Consider the following 17,558-nt stretch of genomic DNA (forward strand, 5'->3'; position numbering starts at 1 on the left):
CGGGTGGAAAAGTAGGACACCGCCGAACACACATTCAGAAATACCCCCCACACCCGTGGGGGGTATTTCTATTTCCATTACAAGCCATTTTCTTTTGTGCGAAAGAATGGCTTTGTCGCGGCGAATTGTGGCGTAAACGCCGGTACCCGTATCCTGACGTGAGGTTTTCGAGTCTGAAAGGCACCAGTGGTCGACAACAGAGGCGGCGGAGATCGCCGGTCAGGGCGCCCCGACCGCGAGGGCGCTCCCCGGTGGAAAGAGCGGTCCAAGCCGCCGGCACGCTCGGGTCCCGACCGTGCCCGCCGTACTCAACCGCAGGGTGCACCGGCTGACCGGGCCGATGATCGTCTGCAAGGCCCACGGATCCCCGCCACTGTCGATGCCAAGCAGCTGGCTCCCGAGGTGCGCCGCGAACTGAGCACACTGGACAAGACCACCGCGGACACCATCGCCCGTCATCTGGTGGCAGCGGGAGAGTTGCTGGACGACGACCCGGAAGCCGCGTTGGAGCACGCCCGGGCAGCGCGCCAGCGCTCCGGCCGTATCGCGGCGGTACGCGAGGCGGTGGCCATCGCGGCGTATCGATGCGGTGACTGGGCGCAGGCGCTCGCCGAACTGCGAGCGGCCCGCCGAATGGGTGCGAAATCAGAGCTGCTGCCGCTGATCGCCGATTGCGAGCGTGGTGTCGGCCGGCCCGAACGCGCCATCGAATTGGCGCGCAGCCCCGAGGCGCAGGCGCTCACCGGCGACGACGCTGACGAATTGCGCATCGTGGTGGCAGGTGCCCGTGCCGATCTGGGGCAGCTCGAGCAGGCGCTGGCGGTGCTGGCGTCCCCGCCCCTGGATCCCACCAGAACCGGGCAGACCGCCGCACGGCTGTTCTACGCCTACGCCGAGGCGCTCCTTGCGCTGGATCGCGCTGACGAGGCCCTGCAATGGTTTTTCCACGCGGCCAGCGCCGACGTCGACGGCGTCACCGATGCTGAAGATCGCATCAGCGAGCTCGCCTGACGTGACGACCTTCGCCGAACGTTACGACTGCTTGCTGCTCGACCTCGACGGGACCGTGTTCCGCGGCGCGGAACCCACCGAGGGCGCCGTCGATGCTCTCGCCCGGGCGCAGGCCCGCACCTTCTTCGTCACGAACAATGCCTCGCGCAGCGCTGGCGAGGTGGCCACACACTTGACCGAGCTCGGCTTCACCGCCGAGGCTGCGGACGTCGTCACCAGCGCCCAAGGTGCGGCGCGGTTGCTGGTCCAGCAGTTGCCGCAGGGTGCGCCGGTGCTCGTGGTCGGGACCGAGGCGCTGGCGCTGGAAGTCAGCGGCGTCGGGTTGCGACCGGTACGGCTGTTCACCGACGAGCCGGTGGCCGTGGTGCAGGGACACAACCCCGACACCGGCTGGGCCGACCTGGCGGAAGCGGCGCTGGCGATCCGCTCCGGCGCGCTGTGGGTGGCTGCCAACGTCGACCTGACCCTGCCCACCGAGCGCGGACTGCTGCCCGGCAACGGCTCGATGGTGGCCGCACTACGCGCCGCCACCGACAGCGAACCACAGGTCGCCGGAAAGCCCGCGCCCACACTCATGGAAGATGCGTTGTCGCGCGGAGATTTTCGTGCGGCTCTCGTCGTCGGCGACCGGCTCGACACCGACATCGCCGGCGCCAACGCCGCACAGCTGCCCAGCCTGATGGTGCTCTCCGGTGTCAACACCGCCCGCGACGCCGTGCACGCCCCGCCCGCGCTGCGCCCCACCTTCATCTCCCACGATCTTCGTGCGCTGCACGACGACGTGTCCTCCTACGCCGTCGAGGCGCAGCCCGCCTGGGACGTGCGGGTCGACGGGTCGGCGGTCACCGTCCGGGCCACCGACGCCGATCCGGGCGCCGACGGGTTGTCGGTGGTGCGGGCGACGGCCCGGGCGGTGTGGGATGCCGGCCTGACGGACGGACAGTTCGTGGTGCGCGCCGACGACGACGCCGCGGCCGAGGCTCTGCGGCGCTGGTCGCTGCTGACGCCTGTCGATCAGCTAGCGTGAATGCCGTTATGAGTGCCGACGCAGACCAGATCCGTGCGCAGCTCGATGCGCTGCTCGCCGAGGTGCCCGATGTGCGACAAGACGGCGCCGGTCGAGACCTCGACCTCGAGGACATCGCTCGTCGCCTCGAAGAAGCCCACGACGTCCTGGTGCACGCCCTGGAATCGGTGGAGAAGGGCTGAGAAGACCGTGACACGGCGTACACGCGTTGACGCCGAGCTGGTTCGGCGCGGGCTGGCCCGGTCACGTCAACAGGCAGCGGAGCTGATCAGCGCCGGACGTGTCTTGGTCGACGGCATGCCCGCCACCAAACCGGCGACGGCGATCGCGGTGACGGCCACTGTCCACGTGGAAGCCGGCGAGCGTAGTTGGGTCTCCCGTGGCGCGCACAAACTGATCGGTGCGCTCGACGCGTTCGGTATCGATGTCGGCGGGCGCCGCTGCCTCGATGCCGGGGCGTCGACGGGCGGTTTCACCGAAGTGCTGCTGGACCGCGGTGCCCGCGAAGTGGTGGCCGTCGACGTGGGTTACGGGCAGCTGGCGTGGTCGCTGCGGTCGGATGAGCGGGTGCGGGTGTTCGAGCGCACCAATGTCCGTGAACTCAACCCCGACGTGATCGGCGGTCGGGTGGACGCCGTCGTCGCCGATCTGTCGTTCATCTCGTTGGCGACGGTGTTGCCTGCGCTGACCGGCTGCTGCGCCGCCGACGCCGATATCGTTCCGATGGTGAAGCCGCAGTTCGAAGTCGGTAAAGGCCAGGTGGGCGCGGGCGGCGTGGTGTCGGATCCGCGGCTGCGGCAGGCCGCTGTGCGCGCGGTGTCGCAGCGCGCCGCCGAACTTCACTGGCATACCGTTGGGGTGGTGGCCAGCCCGTTGCCGGGACCGTCTGGCAACGTGGAGTACTTCCTGTGGCTGCGTGCTGACACCGATCGGGCACTGCACGGTGACGATCTCGACGCAGCCATCCGCACAGCCGTCGACGAGGGGCCGCAATGACGTGCGACCGAACGATCCTGCTGGTGGTGCACACCGGCCGACCGGAAGCGACCGAGGTTGCTCGCAAAGTCGAGAAAACGTTGGCGGACAACGGCATCGGTTTGAAGATGCTCTCGGCGGAGGCCGTCGACCGGGGGCCGCTGCATCTGGCACCCGACGACATGCGGGCTCTGGGCGTGGAGATCGAGGTGGTGGACGCCGACGAGAAGGCCGCCCAGGGCTGCGAGCTGGTCCTGGTGCTCGGCGGTGACGGGACGTTCCTGCGCGCTGCCGAACTGGCCCGTAATGTCGGGATTCCGGTGCTGGGGGTCAACCTCGGGCGTATCGGTTTCCTGGCCGAAGCCGAAGCCGACCATCTCGACGCCGTGCTCGAGCACGTGATCCACCGCAACTACCGGGTCGAGACCCGGATGACGCTCGACGTCCTGGTCCGGGTCGACGGGGAGATCGTCGATCGCGGCTGGGCGCTCAACGAAGCCAGCCTCGAGAAGGGGCCGCGGTTGGGTGTGCTGGGCGTGGTGGTGGAGATCGACGGCCGCCCGGTGTCAGCGTTCGGGTGCGACGGCGTGCTGATCGCGACGCCCACCGGTTCCACCGCGTATGCGTTCTCCTCCGGCGGCCCGGTGGTGTGGCCCGATCTGGAGGCGATCCTGGTGGTGCCCAACAATGCGCACGCGCTGTTCGCCCGCCCCATGGTCACCAGTCCCGCGGCGACGATCGCCGTGGAGATCGAAGCCAACGGCTACGACGCCATGGTGTTCTGCGACGGCCGCCGACAGATGGTGGTGCCTGCGGGCGGGCGACTGGAAGCGACCCGGTGCGGGACGCCGGTGAAGTGGGTGCGGCTGGACAGTGCGCCCTTCACCGACCGGCTGGTGCGCAAGTTCCGGCTGCCGGTCACGGGCTGGCGCGGGCAGTAACGACGTGCTGGCCGAGATCCGCATCGAGGCACTGGGCGCCATCAGTGCCGCCAACGCCGAGTTCGACCGTGGGCTGACCGTGCTCACCGGTGAGACCGGCACCGGCAAGACCATGGTGGTGACGGGCCTGCATCTGCTGGGTGGCGCGCGTGCCGACGCCAACCGGGTGCGTTCGGGAGCCGACCGTGCCGTTGTCGAAGGCCGGTTCACGACAGCCGAACTCGACGAGACCGTGACCGCCGAGATCGACGAGATCCTGGATTCGTCGGGTTCCGAACGCGACGATGACGGCAGTGTGATCGCCTTGCGGTCGGTGAGCCGCGACGGCCCGTCACGGGCGTACCTCGGCGGACGCAGCGTGCCGGCGAAATCGCTGAGTACCTTCACCACCCAGCTGCTGACCCTGCACGGCCAGAATGATCAGCTCCGGCTGATGCGGCCCGACGAGCAGCGGGCGGCGCTGGACCGGTTCGCCGACGTCTCGGCGAAGCTGAACCGCTATCGGGCGCTGCGTGAGGAATGGCTGACGGCGCGGCGGGACCTGGTGGAGCGCACCAGCCGCGCGCGCGACCTCGCGCAGGAAGCCGACCGGCTGCAGTTCGCACTGCAGGAGATCGACGCCGTCGACCCGCAACCAGGGGAGGACGAGGCGCTGGTCGCCGACATCCGGCGGCTTTCCGAGCTGGACGCGCTGCGCGAATCCGCGGCGACCGCACGGGCCGCGCTCTCCGGTGTGCTCGACGATGCCGACGGCGGCTCCGAGGTATCGGCAACCAGTGCCATCGGTGCCGCGCTGGGGGCGCTGGAGTCGACCGATGACGCGGCGTTGCAGGCCCTCGGCCGTCAGCTCAGCGACGCGTTGACCGTGGTCAGCGATGTGTCCCGCGAGATCGGCGGGTTCCTGGCCGAGCTGCCCAGCGATGCCAGCACCCTGGAGACGAAGCTGGCCCGACAGGCGGAACTGCGCTCGCTGACCCGTAAGTACGCCGCCGACGTCGACGGCGTACTCAGCTGGGCAGCGGAGTCGCGCGCCAGGCTCGCGCAGCTCGACGTGTCCGAGGAGACGCTGACGGCACTGGCCGCGAAGGTCGAGGAACTGGCCGGCCGAGTAGCCAAGGCCGCCGCCGACCTCAGCGCGGTACGCGCCAAATCCGCCAAGGGGCTGGCCAAGGCGGTGACGGCCGAGCTGACCGGGCTGGCGATGTCGAATGCGGAGTTCACCATCTCGGTGTCACCCCTGCCTGCCCGCGACGACGACGCCGCGCCGCTGAAGCTCGCCTCCGGTGAGCGGGTGCACGCCGGTTCCCACGGCGTCGACCTGGTGGAGTTCGGCTTCACCGCGCACAAGGGTGGCGGGGTGCTGCCTCTGGGCAAGAGTGCCTCCGGTGGCGAGCTGTCGCGGGTGATGCTCGCTCTGGAAGTGGTGCTTGCTGCCTCCGCCGAGGGCACGACGATGGTGTTCGACGAGGTGGACGCCGGAGTGGGCGGACGTGCCGCGGTGCAGATCGGGCGGCGGCTGGCTCGGCTGGCGCGCACCCACCAGGTCATCGTCGTCACCCACTTGCCCCAGGTCGCCGCCTATGCCGACACCCACCTGGTGGTGGCGCCGGTCGGCAAGAACGGCACCAGCGGAGTGCGTCGGCTCAGCGACGACGACCGGGTTGCCGAGCTGGCCCGCATGCTGGCCGGTCTGGGTGAATCCGATACCGGCCGGGCCCATGCGCGCGAGCTCCTGGAAGCGGCGCAGACGGATCGCGAGTCGCCCAGTTAACTGTTACTGGTGTGACGGAATGTGACTTCTGTGGCTGATGTTACGGCGCGCCTCCCCGCCGACAGCACAATCTGGTTACAGAATCACCGCCATGCGGATGGCAGCGCTTCTCTCACGTAACGGCAGCTCCCGACCCGGCGTCACGGGCACCGCCCGCGTCGATCGCGATATCGATCGGTTGCTGCGCCGAATCGAACCCGGTGACATCGTCGTGCTCGACGTCTTGGATCTGGACCGCGCCACCGCCGATGCCCTGGTCGACGCGAACATCGCGGGCGTGGTCAACGCGTCGCCCTCGATCTCGGGCCGCTATCCCAACCTCGGGCCGGAAGTCCTGGTGGGCAACGGCATCATCCTGATCGACGAGACCGGCCCCGAGGTCTTCAAGAAGGTCAAGGACGGCGCCAAGATCCGGCTGCACAACGGCGGCGTCTACTCCGGCGACCGGCGTCTGGCGCTCGGTTCCGAACGGTCCGACGAGGACATCAACGAGATGATGCACGAGGCCAAGAGTGGCCTGGTGGCTCATCTGGAATCGTTCGCCGGCAACACCATCGAGTTCATCCGTAGCGAGAGCCCGCTGCTGATCGACGGCATCGGCATCCCGGACATCGATGTCGACCTGCGTCGCCGGCACGTCGTGGTGGTGGCCGAAGAGCCGTGCGCGGCCGAGGATCTCAAGGCCCTGAAACCGTTCATCAAGGAGTACCAGCCGGTGCTGATCGGCGTGGGTACCGGCGCGGACCTGCTTCGCAAGGCCGGCTACCGACCGCAATTGATCGTGGGCGATCCCGAGCAGATCAGCAGTGATGCGCTCAAGTCCGGTGCGCAGGTGGTACTGCCCGCCGATGCCGACGGACACGCTCCCGGCCTCGAGCGCATCCAGGACCTGGGCGTGGGAGCGATGACCTTCCCGGCCGCGGGATCGGCTGCCGATCTGGCGTTGTTGCTGGCCGATCACCACGGCGCGGCGCTGATCGTCACCGCGGGCCACACCGCCAGTATCGAGGAATTCTTCGACCGCACCCGTCAGCGCTCCAACCCGTCGACCTTCCTGACCCGACTGAAGGTGGGGGAGAAGCTCGTCGACGCCAAGGCGGTGGCCACGCTGTACCGCAGCCGGATCTCCGGCGGCTCCATCGCGATGCTGGTGCTGGCCATGCTGGTGGCGGTGATCGTCGCGCTGATGGTTTCGCAGACCGACACCGTGGTCATCGACTGGGTTATGCAGTATTGGCACAAGTTCTCGCAGTGGGTACAGCACTGGGTGACCTCGTGATTTCGCTTCGCTCCCACGCTATTTCGTTGGCGGCGGTGTTCCTGGCGCTGGCCATCGGGGTGGTGCTCGGATCCGGCTTGCTCTCTGACACGCTGCTGTCCGGTCTGCGCGACGAGAAGCGGGATATGCAGGCGCAGATCAACGGGTTGACCGACGAGAAGAATGCGCTGAACGAAAAGCTCAGTGCGGCAAACGATTTTGATGCCCAGGTGGCAGGACGCATCGTCGGCAACGCGCTCAAGGACCGCTCGGTGGTGGTGTTCCGCACGCCCGACGCCGACGACGGTGACGTCGATGGGGTGACCAGGATCATTGGACAGGCCGGTGGCAACGTCACCGCCACGCTGGCCCTCACCCAGGAGTTCGTCGACGCCAATTCCGCCGAGAAGCTGCGCACGGTGGTCGGGTCGTCGGTGCTGCCCGCGGGTACGCAGCTGCGCACCACGCTGGTGGACCAGGGCTCACAGGCCGGCGATCTGCTGGGGATCGCTTTGCTGAGTCCCCGTGATCCGGCGGCGCCGAGGGTCAACGACCAGCAACGCGAGACCGTGCTGGCCTCGCTGCGTGAAACCGGATTCCTGTCGTATCCGGACGGGGCGATCGGATCGGCCGATGCGGCCGTCATCGTCACCGGTGCCGGTCTCGGCGACGACGCGGGCAACCAGGGCTCCACGGTGGCACGGTTCGCCGCCGGGCTGGCCCCGCACGGTTCCGGCGTGGTGGTGGCCGGTCGGGACGGCTCGGCCACCGGTACCGCGGCCGTGGCCGTCATCCGGTCCGACCCGAGCCTGAACAGTGTCGTGAGCACCGTCGACGACATCGGCGCGGAATCCGGTCGGATCACCGCGGTGCTCGGCATCCAGGATCTGGAGGCCGGCGGCAAGCCCGGACAGTACGGCGTCGGGCAGGGTGCCACCGCGGTCACCGTCACGCAGTAGACGCGGCGCGCCGACGTCAGCTTGTCGGCGTCGGTGTTAAGGTGAACTTCCGTGGGTCAGCAGGCCCAAGCTGGGCATCAGCCCAGGCAAGTAACCCTGCTTCTACGCCACGGGAGGATGCACTTGCCATCGTTACGCAAGCACCCGCAAACCGCGACCAAGCACGTTTTCGTCAGCGGCGGCGTGGTGTCCTCGCTGGGGAAGGGCCTGACCGCCAGCAGCCTCGGTCAGCTGCTCACCGCACGAGGTCTGTACGTGACGATGCAGAAGCTCGATCCGTACCTCAATGTCGATCCCGGCACCATGAATCCGTTCCAACACGGTGAGGTGTTCGTCACCGAGGACGGTGCCGAGACCGACCTCGACGTGGGCCACTATGAACGGTTCCTCGACCGCGACTTGTCCGGACATGCGAATGTCACCACCGGGCAGGTGTATTCGGCGGTGATCGCCAAGGAACGCCGCGGTGAGTACCTGGGTGACACGGTGCAGGTGATCCCGCACATCACCGACGAGATCAAGAACCGCATCCTGGCCATGGCCGAACCCGACGTCAACGGCAACCGGCCCGATGTGGTGATCACCGAGATCGGCGGCACCGTCGGCGACATCGAATCGCTGCCCTTCCTGGAGGCGGCCCGCCAGGTCCGCCACGAGGTGGGCCGGGAGAACTGCTTCTTCCTGCACGTCTCGCTGGTGCCGTTCCTCAAGCCGTCCGGCGAGCTCAAGACCAAACCCACCCAGCACTCGGTCGCCGCGTTGCGCAACATCGGCATCACCCCCGACGCACTGATCCTGCGCAGCGACCGTGAGGTACCGGAATCGCTCAAGGACAAGATCGCCCTGATGTGCGATGTCGACGTCGACGGCGTGATCTCCACCCCCGACGCCCCGTCCATCTACGACATCCCCAAGGTGCTGCACCGCGAAGAGCTCGACGCCTATGTGGTGCGCCGGCTCAACCTGCCGTTCCGGGACGTGGACTGGACGCAGTGGAACGACCTGCTGCGCCGGGTGCACGACCCCAAGGAGACGGTGCGAATCGCTCTGGTGGGCAAGTACATCGACCTCTCCGACGCCTACCTGTCGGTGGCCGAAGCGTTGCGGGCCGGTGGCTTCGCCAACCACACCAAGGTGGAGATGCGCTGGGTGGCCTCCGACGACTGCGAGACCGGTGCCGGTGCCGCCGCCGAACTGGGCGACGTGCACGGTGTGCTGATCCCCGGCGGCTTCGGTATCCGCGGTATCGAAGGCAAGATCGGCGCCATCAAGTACGCCCGCGCACGCCGCATCCCGGTGCTCGGTTTGTGCCTGGGACTGCAGTGCATCGTCATCGAGGCGGCCCGCTCGGTCGGTCTGACCGAGGCCAGCTCGGCGGAATTCGATCCGGACACCCCGGATCCGGTGATCTCGACGATGGCCGACCAGGAGCAGATCGTCGCCGGTGAAGCCGACCTGGGCGGCACCATGCGGCTGGGGGCCTACCCGGCGGTGCTGCAACCGAAGTCGATCGTGGCGCAGGCCTACGACTCCACCGAGGTCTCGGAGCGGCACCGGCACCGCTACGAGGTGAACAACGCCTACCGCGACAAGATCGCCGAGAGCGGACTGCGGTTCTCCGGTACCTCACCGGACGGTCACCTGGTGGAGTTCGTCGAGTATCCGAAGGAGATCCACCCGTTCCTGGTGGGGACGCAGGCCCACCCCGAGCTCAAGAGCCGGCCCACCCGGCCCCACCCGCTGTTCGCGGCGTTTGTCGCCGCGGCCGCCAAGTACAAGGCCGCCGAACGGTTGCCGCTGGACACCGAACAGCATTCCAACGGTCTCGAGCAGTCGGAGTCCGCGGAGTTGGCCCACGAGTCGACGTCCCGTGGCTGAACACGCCTTCGATACCGTCGCCAGCGAAACGCTGTACACCGGCAAGATCTTCGCGCTGCGCGCCGACGAAGTGCACATGCCCGGCGGTGGCACGGCGCGCCGCGAGGTGGTCGAACACTATGGGGCCGTCGCGGTGGCCGCCCTCGACGATGACGACCAGATCGTGTTGGTGTACCAGTACCGGCACCCGCTCGGGCGCAGGCTGTGGGAGCTGCCGGCCGGACTTCTGGACATCGGCGGCGAAGACCCGGCGCTGACCGTTCGGCGCGAGCTGGTCGAGGAGGCCGGCTTGGAAGCCGACACCTGGAGTGTGCTCGTCGACATCGACTCGGCGCCGGGCTTCAGCGACGAGAGTGTGCGCATCTATCTGGCGACCGGACTGCGCGAGGTCGAGCGCCCGGAGGCGCACGACGAAGAAGCCGACATGCGCACCGAACGGGTGCCGTTGATCGACGCAGTGAAACGGGTGTTCGCCGGCGATATCGTCAATTCCCTTGCGGTGGCTGGGATCCTGGCGGCGTGGGCGGTCCGTCAAGGGGTGGCCGAAACGCGTCCGGTGGACGCCGAGTGGACCGACCGGCCTACCCGGTTCGCTGCGCGCCAGGGCCACTAGATGACCACCGTGGGCACGCTGCTCGATGACCAGTTGCAGGGCTACCTGGACCACCTGACCATCGAACGCGGGGTGGCCGCCAACACGCTGAGTTCCTATCGCCGCGACTTGCGCCGCTATCACGAGCATCTCAGGGCCCGGGGGGTCGATGACCTGGCCAAGGTGACAGAGGCCGATGTGAGCGAGTTCCTGGTGGCGCTGCGCCGCGGTGACCAGGACACCGGAGCGGTCGCGTTGTCGGCGGTGTCCGCGGCCCGGGCGCTGATCGCCGTGCGTGGACTGCACAAGTTCGCCACCGCGGAGGGGGTCACCGCGATCGACGTCGCGCGGGCGGTGAAACCGCCCACCCCCGGCCGGCGGCTGCCCAAGAGCCTGTCGCTGGACGAGGTGATCGCGCTGTTGGAGGGCGCCGGAGGCGAGGATGCCTCAGACGGTCCACTGACGCTGCGCAACCGGGCGATGCTGGAACTGCTGTACTCCACCGGAGCCCGGATCTCCGAGGCCGTGGGCCTGGATGTCGACGATATCGACACCGAGGCCCGGTCGGTGCTGCTGCGGGGCAAGGGCGGCAAACAGCGGCTGGTGCCCATCGGCCGGCCTGCCGTCGCCGCGCTGGACGCCTATCTGGTGCGGGGCCGTCCTGATCTGGCGGGGCGCGGCCGTGGCACTCCGGCGATCTTCCTCAATGCCCGCGGCGGCCGGTTGTCCCGGCAGAGCGCGTGGCAGGTGCTGCAGGATGCCGCTGAACGGGCCGGCATCTCCTCGGCCGTGTCGCCGCACACGCTGCGACACTCGTTCGCCACCCATCTGCTCGACGGGGGCGCCGACGTCCGCGTGGTTCAGGAACTGCTGGGCCACGCGTCGGTGACGACCACTCAGATCTACACATTGGTGACCGTGCACGCGCTGCGCGAAGTGTGGGCCGGCGCCCATCCCCGCGCTCGCTGACGGGCCGGGCACCGGTCAGTTCCGCGCGACGATGTCCACCACGATGTCCCGGTCGGGCGCGACCGCGATTCCCCGCGCCGACGATCCGGGGGGCTTGCGGGCGGCTTCCGCGGGGGACAGGCGCAGGTCCACGCCACGCAGCACGGTCGCGAGGATGACCGCGAGTTCGGCGGTGGCGAAGTGAGCTCCTATACAACGCCGGTGGCCACCACCGAAGGGCGCGTACTCGAACGCGGTGTACCGCCTACGGAGGAACCGGTCCGGGTCGAACTGGTCGGGTTGGTCCCAGATGTCCGGGTTGTGGTGCAGGGCGTACAGCGCCACCCCCACGACCGATCCCGCCGGACACCTGTTACCGGCGATGGTGAGGGGTTCGGCGAGTCGACGCAACACGATGGGCACCGGCGGGTGCATGCGCAGCGTCTCGTTGATCACCGCGCTGAGGTACGGCAGCGTCGTGATCTCCGTTTCCGTTGGGGCACAGGACAGTTCATCGATCAGCCGATGGCGGACGGACTCGTCGGCGCAGACGTGGTAGAACGCCCACATCAGCGTGGTCGCCGTGGTCTCATGGCCGGCGGCCAGTAGCGTGCGCAACTGGTCGTACAGTTCGGCATCGTCGAACGGGCGACCGTCCTCATCGGTGGCGGACAACAACAGGTCCAGAATGTCGTTGCCGCCGGCGCCGACGCGTCGGCGGCCGTCGATGTCCTCGGCCAGCAGACGGTCCAGATCGTCACGGAGCGCCACCAGACGTGCCCACGGACCCCGGCCCGCCAGATCACGCCGCAGCGCGGGCACCAGCATCAGCGCCGCGGTGTTGGCGGACAACAGCGCGGACATGGCGTCGGTGTACTGACGTTGCCGATCCGGTTCCGTCACGCCGAACACCACACGAACGGCGACGCGCAACGTGACCGCGGTGCACAGTGCCCGCAGCCCGATGCGCTGGCCGGGCTGGTAGCCGTCGATCTCGGCGCGGGTGACCTCGGCGAAGAGCCCCGCGAAGGACTTCACCCCGGCGCTGTGGAACGGCGTGCTGAGCCGACTCCGTTCCCGCCGATGCTGCTGGCCCGACAGCAGGATCAACGAGCCCCGTCCCACCACCGGCTCGATGGGATTGGGTCGCGGTGCCAGCAGCGCCGTGGCGGGAGCCGTCAAGATCTCGCGTGCAGCTGCTGCGCCGCTGACGAAACGAACGCGGCCCAGCCCGGGAAACCTGAGGCAGAACATCTGACGGTCGGTGGCATGTGTGCGGAAGTACTTCACCGGATCGACACCCGCGCGGACCGCATCCATCAATTCCGACAGCGGTCGGACCACGGGTGTACGCACCCTCTCTTTATGACAGATCTTCCGCTGTCTGGAATCGCGAAACACCAACGAATTCATAGTGGCGGCGCGAAGTCCCGCGCCGAATTTGCGGACGGGTGCCGCGACTCAGGTCCACGGCGAAAAGCATTTAGCCAGAAATATTTTCGGTGAAAATTGAACCGCAGCGGGCCCGAATACGTCCTACTGACTGAGTGGCTTCACGCCACCCGAATATGCGCCTGCCGCTGGGGTCTTTTGCGAGGGGAAACATGGTTGTCGCACCATCAGGCACCCGTGGGGGAACGCGGCGCGTCGTCGACTACCTCACGGGCCAACTCGTCGCCGCCGACGTCCGGCACATCTTCGGAGTCGACGGGGCCAACATCGAAGACCTCTACGACGCGGCCTACTTCACCGCCGGTATCACCGCGGTGCTCGCCAAACACGAGTTCTCGGCCGCTGCGATGGCGGACGGGTACAGCCGAAGCGGCCAGGGCCTGGGCGTGGTCGCCACCACCTCCGGCGGTGGCTGCCTGAATGCGGTTGCGGGCTTGGGGGAGTCGTATGCGAGCCGGGTGCCGGTGCTGGCTCTGATCGGGCAACCGCCGCTGGCACTCGACGGGCAGGGAAGCTTTCAGGACACCAGCGGACGCAACGGTGCCGTGGATGCCGAGGCCCTGTTCTCCACGGTGTCGGTGTTCTGCGAGAGGTTGCGCAACCCCGCGGAGGTTGCCGACGTACTTCCGCGTGCTATCGCCGCCGCCCGGTCCGGCGGTCCCGCGGTCCTGTTGTTACCCAAAGACATTCAACAGAGTGTCATCGATGTCCCGGTATCCCAGCACCCCCGCAACGGCGCCCACCCCCGGGCGGTGGGGGAGACGCAGGTGGTGGTGCGCGCACTGCGCCGGGCCGACGGTCCGGTGACGATCATCGCCGGCGAGCAGGTTGCGCGCGACGACGCCCGCGCCGAACTCGAGGAGTTGCGTGCTGTCCTGCGGGCGCGGGTGGCTTGCGTTCCGGACGCCAAGGACGTCGCAGGAACCCCCGGTTGCGGATCGTCTGCGGCACTGGGTCTGGCCGGCATCATGGGGCACCCGGGTGTCGCAGCGATGATCGCCGACAGCGCGCTGTGCCTGCTGGTCGGCACCCGGCTGCCCCTGACCGCCCGCGGCGGCCTGGAGAAGGCGCTGGCCGGCACGCACACCCTGTCGATCGGCGCTGCCTCCCCGTTCATCGCGTGCACCCACGTACACAGCCAGGACCTTCGGACCACGCTGACGCGGATCCGCAGCGCGCTGACCGGCGCGGGGCGGCCGCACGGCATCCGGGTGCACGGCGATCTGCGCAGAACCGAGTTGTCGCCCCCGGCCTACAGCGGTCCCGGCGTGCGATACAAGGACGCGATGGCGGTCCTGGACACCGCGCTGCCCGACCACACCGACATCGTGGTCGACGCGGGTAACACCGGCGCCGCGGCCCTGCACCATCTGCCGGTGCGGCGGGACGGGCGCTTTGTCGTCGCGCTGGGTATGGGCGGAATGGGCTACAGCTTCGGCGCGGCGATCGGTATGGCATTCGCGCGCGGTCGCCGCACCGTGGTGATCGCCGGCGACGGTGCCTTCTACATGCACGGTATGGAGTTGCACACCGCAGTCGAGTACCAACTGCCGATCACCTTCGTGTTGTTCAACAACAACGCCCACGCGATGTGCGTCACCCGTGAGCAGCTCTTCTACCGCGATGTCTACAGCTACAACAGGTTCCGGCCCGCTCACCTGGGCGCCGGTCTGGCGGCCATGTTCCCCGGCCTGCATGCCGTGGACGTCGCCGCTACCTCCGAGCTGGAGCAGGCGTTGAATGCAGCCCTGGCCGTCGACGGCCCGTCGGTGGTGTGTGTGGAGTGCTCGGCCGACGAGATCCCACCGTTTGCACCGTTTCTCGCGTCTCCGCCATCAACCCCACCCGTCCGTTGCGCCGCCCCCGAGAAGGAGACCGTCCATGGCCCTGCCCGCCCTTGACGACATCGTCACCCACAGCGGATCCACCGCACCCATCGACGGGGTGCACCGGATCGAAACCAGCCCCCGGGAGAAGGCGACGCCGCTGATCCTCGAGATGATGCGGTCGGTCTATCCGCACGATCAGGTGTTCGGCACCTTCTGCACCGTCAACGATTACATCGACTGTCCTCCTGACCAGCTCTTCGACTACCTGGCCGACACCCGGTGCCTGGAGGAGTGGACCTACAGCCTGCGTGATTTCGAGGAGACCGACGAACCGGGATTGTGGCAGGCCAGGGACAAACTGGGCTCGGAGACCATGATCTACACCCGCACGGTCGCCAACCCGGCGGCGCGCACCGTGGACTATCACTGCGCCTGGGACCAAGGGATGCACCTGTGGATGATCTACCTGATGCGCGTGGTGGACGCCCAGGTGGTGTTCAACAAGCCCGGTTCTGTTGTGCTGTGGACCAATTGCCGCCACCCGTTCTACGACGACAATCCCTATCCGGAGACAGCGCCGCCCGGCCGACCGGTGTGGGTGGGCGACTTCTGGGACATGTTCGGGGCCGGCCACCTGCTGGAGTTGAAGAACCTCAAGGCCATCGCCGAATACCGGCACCACAACGGCCTTCCCGTGAAACCCGATTGGATGAGGTGAGCAGACCGTGACGACTGTCAGCCTGGTCGACGTCGCGACCTATCTGCCCGCCAACCGGGTGCCCGCACAGTGGTATGCCGATATCGCCGGCACCGACGACCTGCGCGACAACCTCATGTTCCGGGCACCCGAATACCGCCACCACGCCGCCGGTGACGAAACCAATGTCGACATGATGGAGCGTGCGGCCGACGGACTGGCCGCCAGGTTCGGGCCCGACCTGCTGGCCGACGTCGACGTCCTGCTCACCCATTCCCAGCTGCCGGACCTACCGATCCTCGGGGCCGGCGGGGAACTGGCGCATCGGCTCGGCATGAACCCCGAGTTCGTCATCGATGTGCACAACGGCGGGTGCGCGGCGTTCATCCTGATGATCAAGCTGGCCCGGCAATTGCTGGCATCCGGTGCCGGTCGGACCGCGCTCATTGCGTGTGCCCAGAACGCGGCGGGCAAGATCTTCACCCAGGAGCAGGTCCGCATCAAGGCACAGGCTTCGGTCCCCGGCGACGGTGCGGCTGTCGGGCTGCTCCGGGCTTCCGACGAGTCGCCGATTCTCGATGTGGAATGCCGGTATTTCGGCGAGTACGCCCCGGACATGTCGTTGACCGCCGACCCGCCGCGGCAGTGGTGGCAGGCCGGCCCAGGCCAGGGTTACGTCAGCTTCAACGAGGCCAAGATCATGAAGGTGCTGGCCCGGGGCAACCGGGAAGTCCCGGAGGTGGCGCTGTCGGTGTGCGACCGGATCGGGATGAAGTCCAAGGACATCGACCTGCTTGTCACCAATCAGCCCAACCGGGTTTTCCTGCGGAACTGGAACGAGGCGCTCGAGATCCCGCGGGAGCGGCATCGCGACACGTTCCACCGGTGCGGGAACCTCTTCGCCGTCGGTATCCCGGTGAACTTCGATGCGGCGGTCGAGGACGGCCAGGTACGTCCCGGCGACGTGGTGATGATGGCCGGGTTCGCCCATGCCGGTGACTTCGCCGCCGCGACGGCGATCCGCTGGGGTGGGCGACCATGACGGCGGTCGCATTCTCCCCGATGGCGCCGGTGCAACCGCTGGGGATCGATCCGTTTGCCTTGTCGCTCAACGAGAATCCGTACCCACCGTTACCCGCCGTCCGGGCAGCGCTGGTCCGGTCCATCTCCTCGGCCAACCGCTATCCCGAGTTCCTGCCGCAGCGCCTGCGTGCGATGATCGCCGCGCACGTCGGAGTTCCCGACGAGCAGGTCATCCTGGGTGCCGGGGCAACCGGTGTGATGCTGCACGTTCTGCATGCCATCACCGATCCCGGCGATCGCATCGTCATCCCCGATCCGGCCTTCGAGGGCTACGAGATCGTGTCGACCATGAACCGGCTCGTGCCGGTGCGAATCCCGTTGCTGCGCTGCGGGCGTCATGACCTTCCCGCGATGGCTCAGGCCGCCCGGGACGCCCGTGCCGTGGTGATCTGTCGGCCGCACAACCCGACGGGGACCATCGAGTCGCGTGCCGCTGTGGAAGAGTTCCTCTCGAAGGTGTCGACGGACACCGTCGTCCTGCTCGACGAGGCCTATGTCGAGTTCGTCGCGCCCGCGCACCGTATCGACGCCGTCGACCTGGTGGCCAGATTCCCCAACGTGGTGGTCATGCGCACCTTCTCCAAGGCCTACGGGCTGGCCGGTCTGCGCATCGGGTACGCGTTCAGTTCGGCTGCACTCGGTGCCAGGCTGTGGGCGATGCAACTGCCGTTCGGTATGGGAACCACCAGTTTGGTGGCCGTCGCCGCCTCCTATGCCGCCGAAGCCCAATTGGACCTGCGGATCCGGCGGATCACCGACGAGCGCCGACGCCTGCAGGCCTCGCTGCGCTTCATGGGCATCCGCAGCACCGACGCCCACGCCAACTTCGTGTATCTGCCGGCCTCCGGCGAGTCGTGGCGAGACGTATTCGGCGACAGCGGAGTACGGGTCAAGAACTACGCCGACGGCGGAGTGCGGATCACCATCGGTGGGCCGAACTCCACCGAAGCCGTGCTCGCGGCGGTCGGCGGGGCCGGGCTGTCCCGCGCATCGGCGTCGCGGGCCTGATCTGCGGGGGTACAGCCCGGCGAGCTGAGCCGGTGAGGGCGGGCATCCGGCTGCCCGCCTGGGCTGATTCCGGAATCTCCCCCGAAACTGCTGGTGGATTGCCTGCGGGTCTGCCGGCGCAGGCGTCTC

At 68.1% G+C, this 17,558-nt stretch carries 16 protein-coding genes; 15 read left to right on the top strand and 1 reads right to left on the bottom strand.

What is annotated here, in order from left to right:
• Nucleotides 1–186: 186 nt before the first annotated feature.
• The 11 genes from AC3A6P_RS26305 to xerD all read left to right on the top strand — a co-directional run bounded on the left by AC3A6P_RS26305 (nucleotide 187) and on the right by xerD (nucleotide 11,381).
• The gene (locus tag AC3A6P_RS26305) at nucleotides 187–1,011 is read left to right on the top strand and encodes a tetratricopeptide repeat protein (RefSeq protein WP_487694992.1); all 825 of its coding nucleotides are present in this window, start codon (nucleotides 187–189) and stop codon (nucleotides 1,009–1,011) included.
• Nucleotide 1,012: 1 nt separating this feature from the next.
• Nucleotides 1,013–2,038, top strand: a complete 1,026-nt coding sequence (locus AC3A6P_RS26310) for an HAD-IIA family hydrolase (protein ID WP_487694994.1) — start codon at nucleotides 1,013–1,015, stop codon at nucleotides 2,036–2,038.
• 8 nt (nucleotides 2,039–2,046) lie between these two features.
• Nucleotides 2,047–2,220 (top strand): hypothetical protein, encoded by a 174-nt coding sequence (locus AC3A6P_RS26315; protein ID WP_487694995.1) that lies wholly within the window; start codon nucleotides 2,047–2,049, stop codon nucleotides 2,218–2,220.
• A 7-nt stretch (nucleotides 2,221–2,227) separates the two neighbouring features.
• Nucleotides 2,228–3,034 (top strand): TlyA family RNA methyltransferase, encoded by an 807-nt coding sequence (locus tag AC3A6P_RS26320; protein ID WP_487694997.1) that lies wholly within the window; start codon nucleotides 2,228–2,230, stop codon nucleotides 3,032–3,034.
• Nucleotides 3,031–3,954, top strand: a complete 924-nt coding sequence (locus tag AC3A6P_RS26325) for an NAD kinase (RefSeq protein ID WP_487694999.1) — start codon at nucleotides 3,031–3,033, stop codon at nucleotides 3,952–3,954. Before AC3A6P_RS26320 ends, AC3A6P_RS26325 begins: the two co-directional genes overlap by 4 nt.
• Before the next feature lie 4 nt (nucleotides 3,955–3,958).
• The gene (recN, locus tag AC3A6P_RS26330) at nucleotides 3,959–5,725 is read left to right on the top strand and encodes a DNA repair protein RecN (protein ID WP_487695000.1); all 1,767 of its coding nucleotides are present in this window, start codon (nucleotides 3,959–3,961) and stop codon (nucleotides 5,723–5,725) included.
• 91 nt (nucleotides 5,726–5,816) lie between these two features.
• Nucleotides 5,817–7,004: a putative cytokinetic ring protein SteA gene (gene steA, locus AC3A6P_RS26335; RefSeq protein ID WP_487695002.1), complete on the top strand. Its 1,188-nt coding sequence runs from the start codon at nucleotides 5,817–5,819 to the stop codon at nucleotides 7,002–7,004.
• Nucleotides 7,001–7,942: a copper transporter gene (locus AC3A6P_RS26340; protein ID WP_487695004.1), complete on the top strand. Its 942-nt coding sequence runs from the start codon at nucleotides 7,001–7,003 to the stop codon at nucleotides 7,940–7,942. Before steA ends, AC3A6P_RS26340 begins: the two co-directional genes overlap by 4 nt.
• Before the next feature lie 117 nt (nucleotides 7,943–8,059).
• Nucleotides 8,060–9,820 (top strand): CTP synthase, encoded by a 1,761-nt coding sequence (gene pyrG, locus AC3A6P_RS26345; protein ID WP_487695005.1) that lies wholly within the window; start codon nucleotides 8,060–8,062, stop codon nucleotides 9,818–9,820.
• Nucleotides 9,813–10,433: an NUDIX domain-containing protein gene (locus tag AC3A6P_RS26350; protein ID WP_487695006.1), complete on the top strand. Its 621-nt coding sequence runs from the start codon at nucleotides 9,813–9,815 to the stop codon at nucleotides 10,431–10,433. The genes pyrG and AC3A6P_RS26350 overlap by 8 nt, the downstream gene beginning before the upstream one ends.
• On the top strand, nucleotides 10,434–11,381 hold the full coding sequence (gene xerD, locus AC3A6P_RS26355; RefSeq protein WP_487695008.1) for a site-specific tyrosine recombinase XerD: 948 nt from the start codon (nucleotides 10,434–10,436) through the stop codon (nucleotides 11,379–11,381). It abuts the gene before it with no gap.
• Nucleotides 11,382–11,396: 15 nt separating this feature from the next.
• Here xerD and AC3A6P_RS26360 read toward each other — a convergent pair whose 3' ends face one another.
• The gene (locus AC3A6P_RS26360) at nucleotides 11,397–12,716 is read right to left on the bottom strand and encodes a cytochrome P450 (RefSeq protein WP_487695010.1); all 1,320 of its coding nucleotides are present in this window, start codon (nucleotides 12,714–12,716) and stop codon (nucleotides 11,397–11,399) included.
• 248 nt (nucleotides 12,717–12,964) lie between these two features.
• On the opposite strand from AC3A6P_RS26360, the gene AC3A6P_RS26365 reads away from it, so the two are divergent.
• The 4 genes from AC3A6P_RS26365 to AC3A6P_RS26380 are packed head-to-tail and all read left to right on the top strand — an operon-like array spanning nucleotide 12,965 to nucleotide 17,429.
• Nucleotides 12,965–14,713 carry a thiamine pyrophosphate-binding protein gene (locus AC3A6P_RS26365; RefSeq protein ID WP_487695011.1) on the top strand — a complete coding sequence of 583 codons (1,749 nt, stop codon included), beginning with the start codon at nucleotides 12,965–12,967 and terminating at the stop codon, nucleotides 14,711–14,713.
• Entirely contained in the window at nucleotides 14,694–15,359 is a 666-nt protein-coding gene (locus AC3A6P_RS26370; protein WP_487695012.1) for an SRPBCC family protein, read from the top strand. The genes AC3A6P_RS26365 and AC3A6P_RS26370 overlap by 20 nt, the downstream gene beginning before the upstream one ends.
• A gap of 7 nt (nucleotides 15,360–15,366) precedes the next feature.
• A complete protein-coding gene (locus tag AC3A6P_RS26375) occupies nucleotides 15,367–16,380 on the top strand; it encodes a 3-oxoacyl-ACP synthase III family protein (protein ID WP_487695014.1) in 1,014 nt (337 codons plus the stop codon).
• Nucleotides 16,377–17,429: a pyridoxal phosphate-dependent aminotransferase gene (locus AC3A6P_RS26380; RefSeq protein WP_487695016.1), complete on the top strand. Its 1,053-nt coding sequence runs from the start codon at nucleotides 16,377–16,379 to the stop codon at nucleotides 17,427–17,429. The genes AC3A6P_RS26375 and AC3A6P_RS26380 overlap by 4 nt, the downstream gene beginning before the upstream one ends.
• Nucleotides 17,430–17,558 lie beyond the last annotated feature (129 nt).

The sequence above is a fragment of the Mycobacterium sp. Soil_C_30 genome (genome assembly GCF_057656995.1).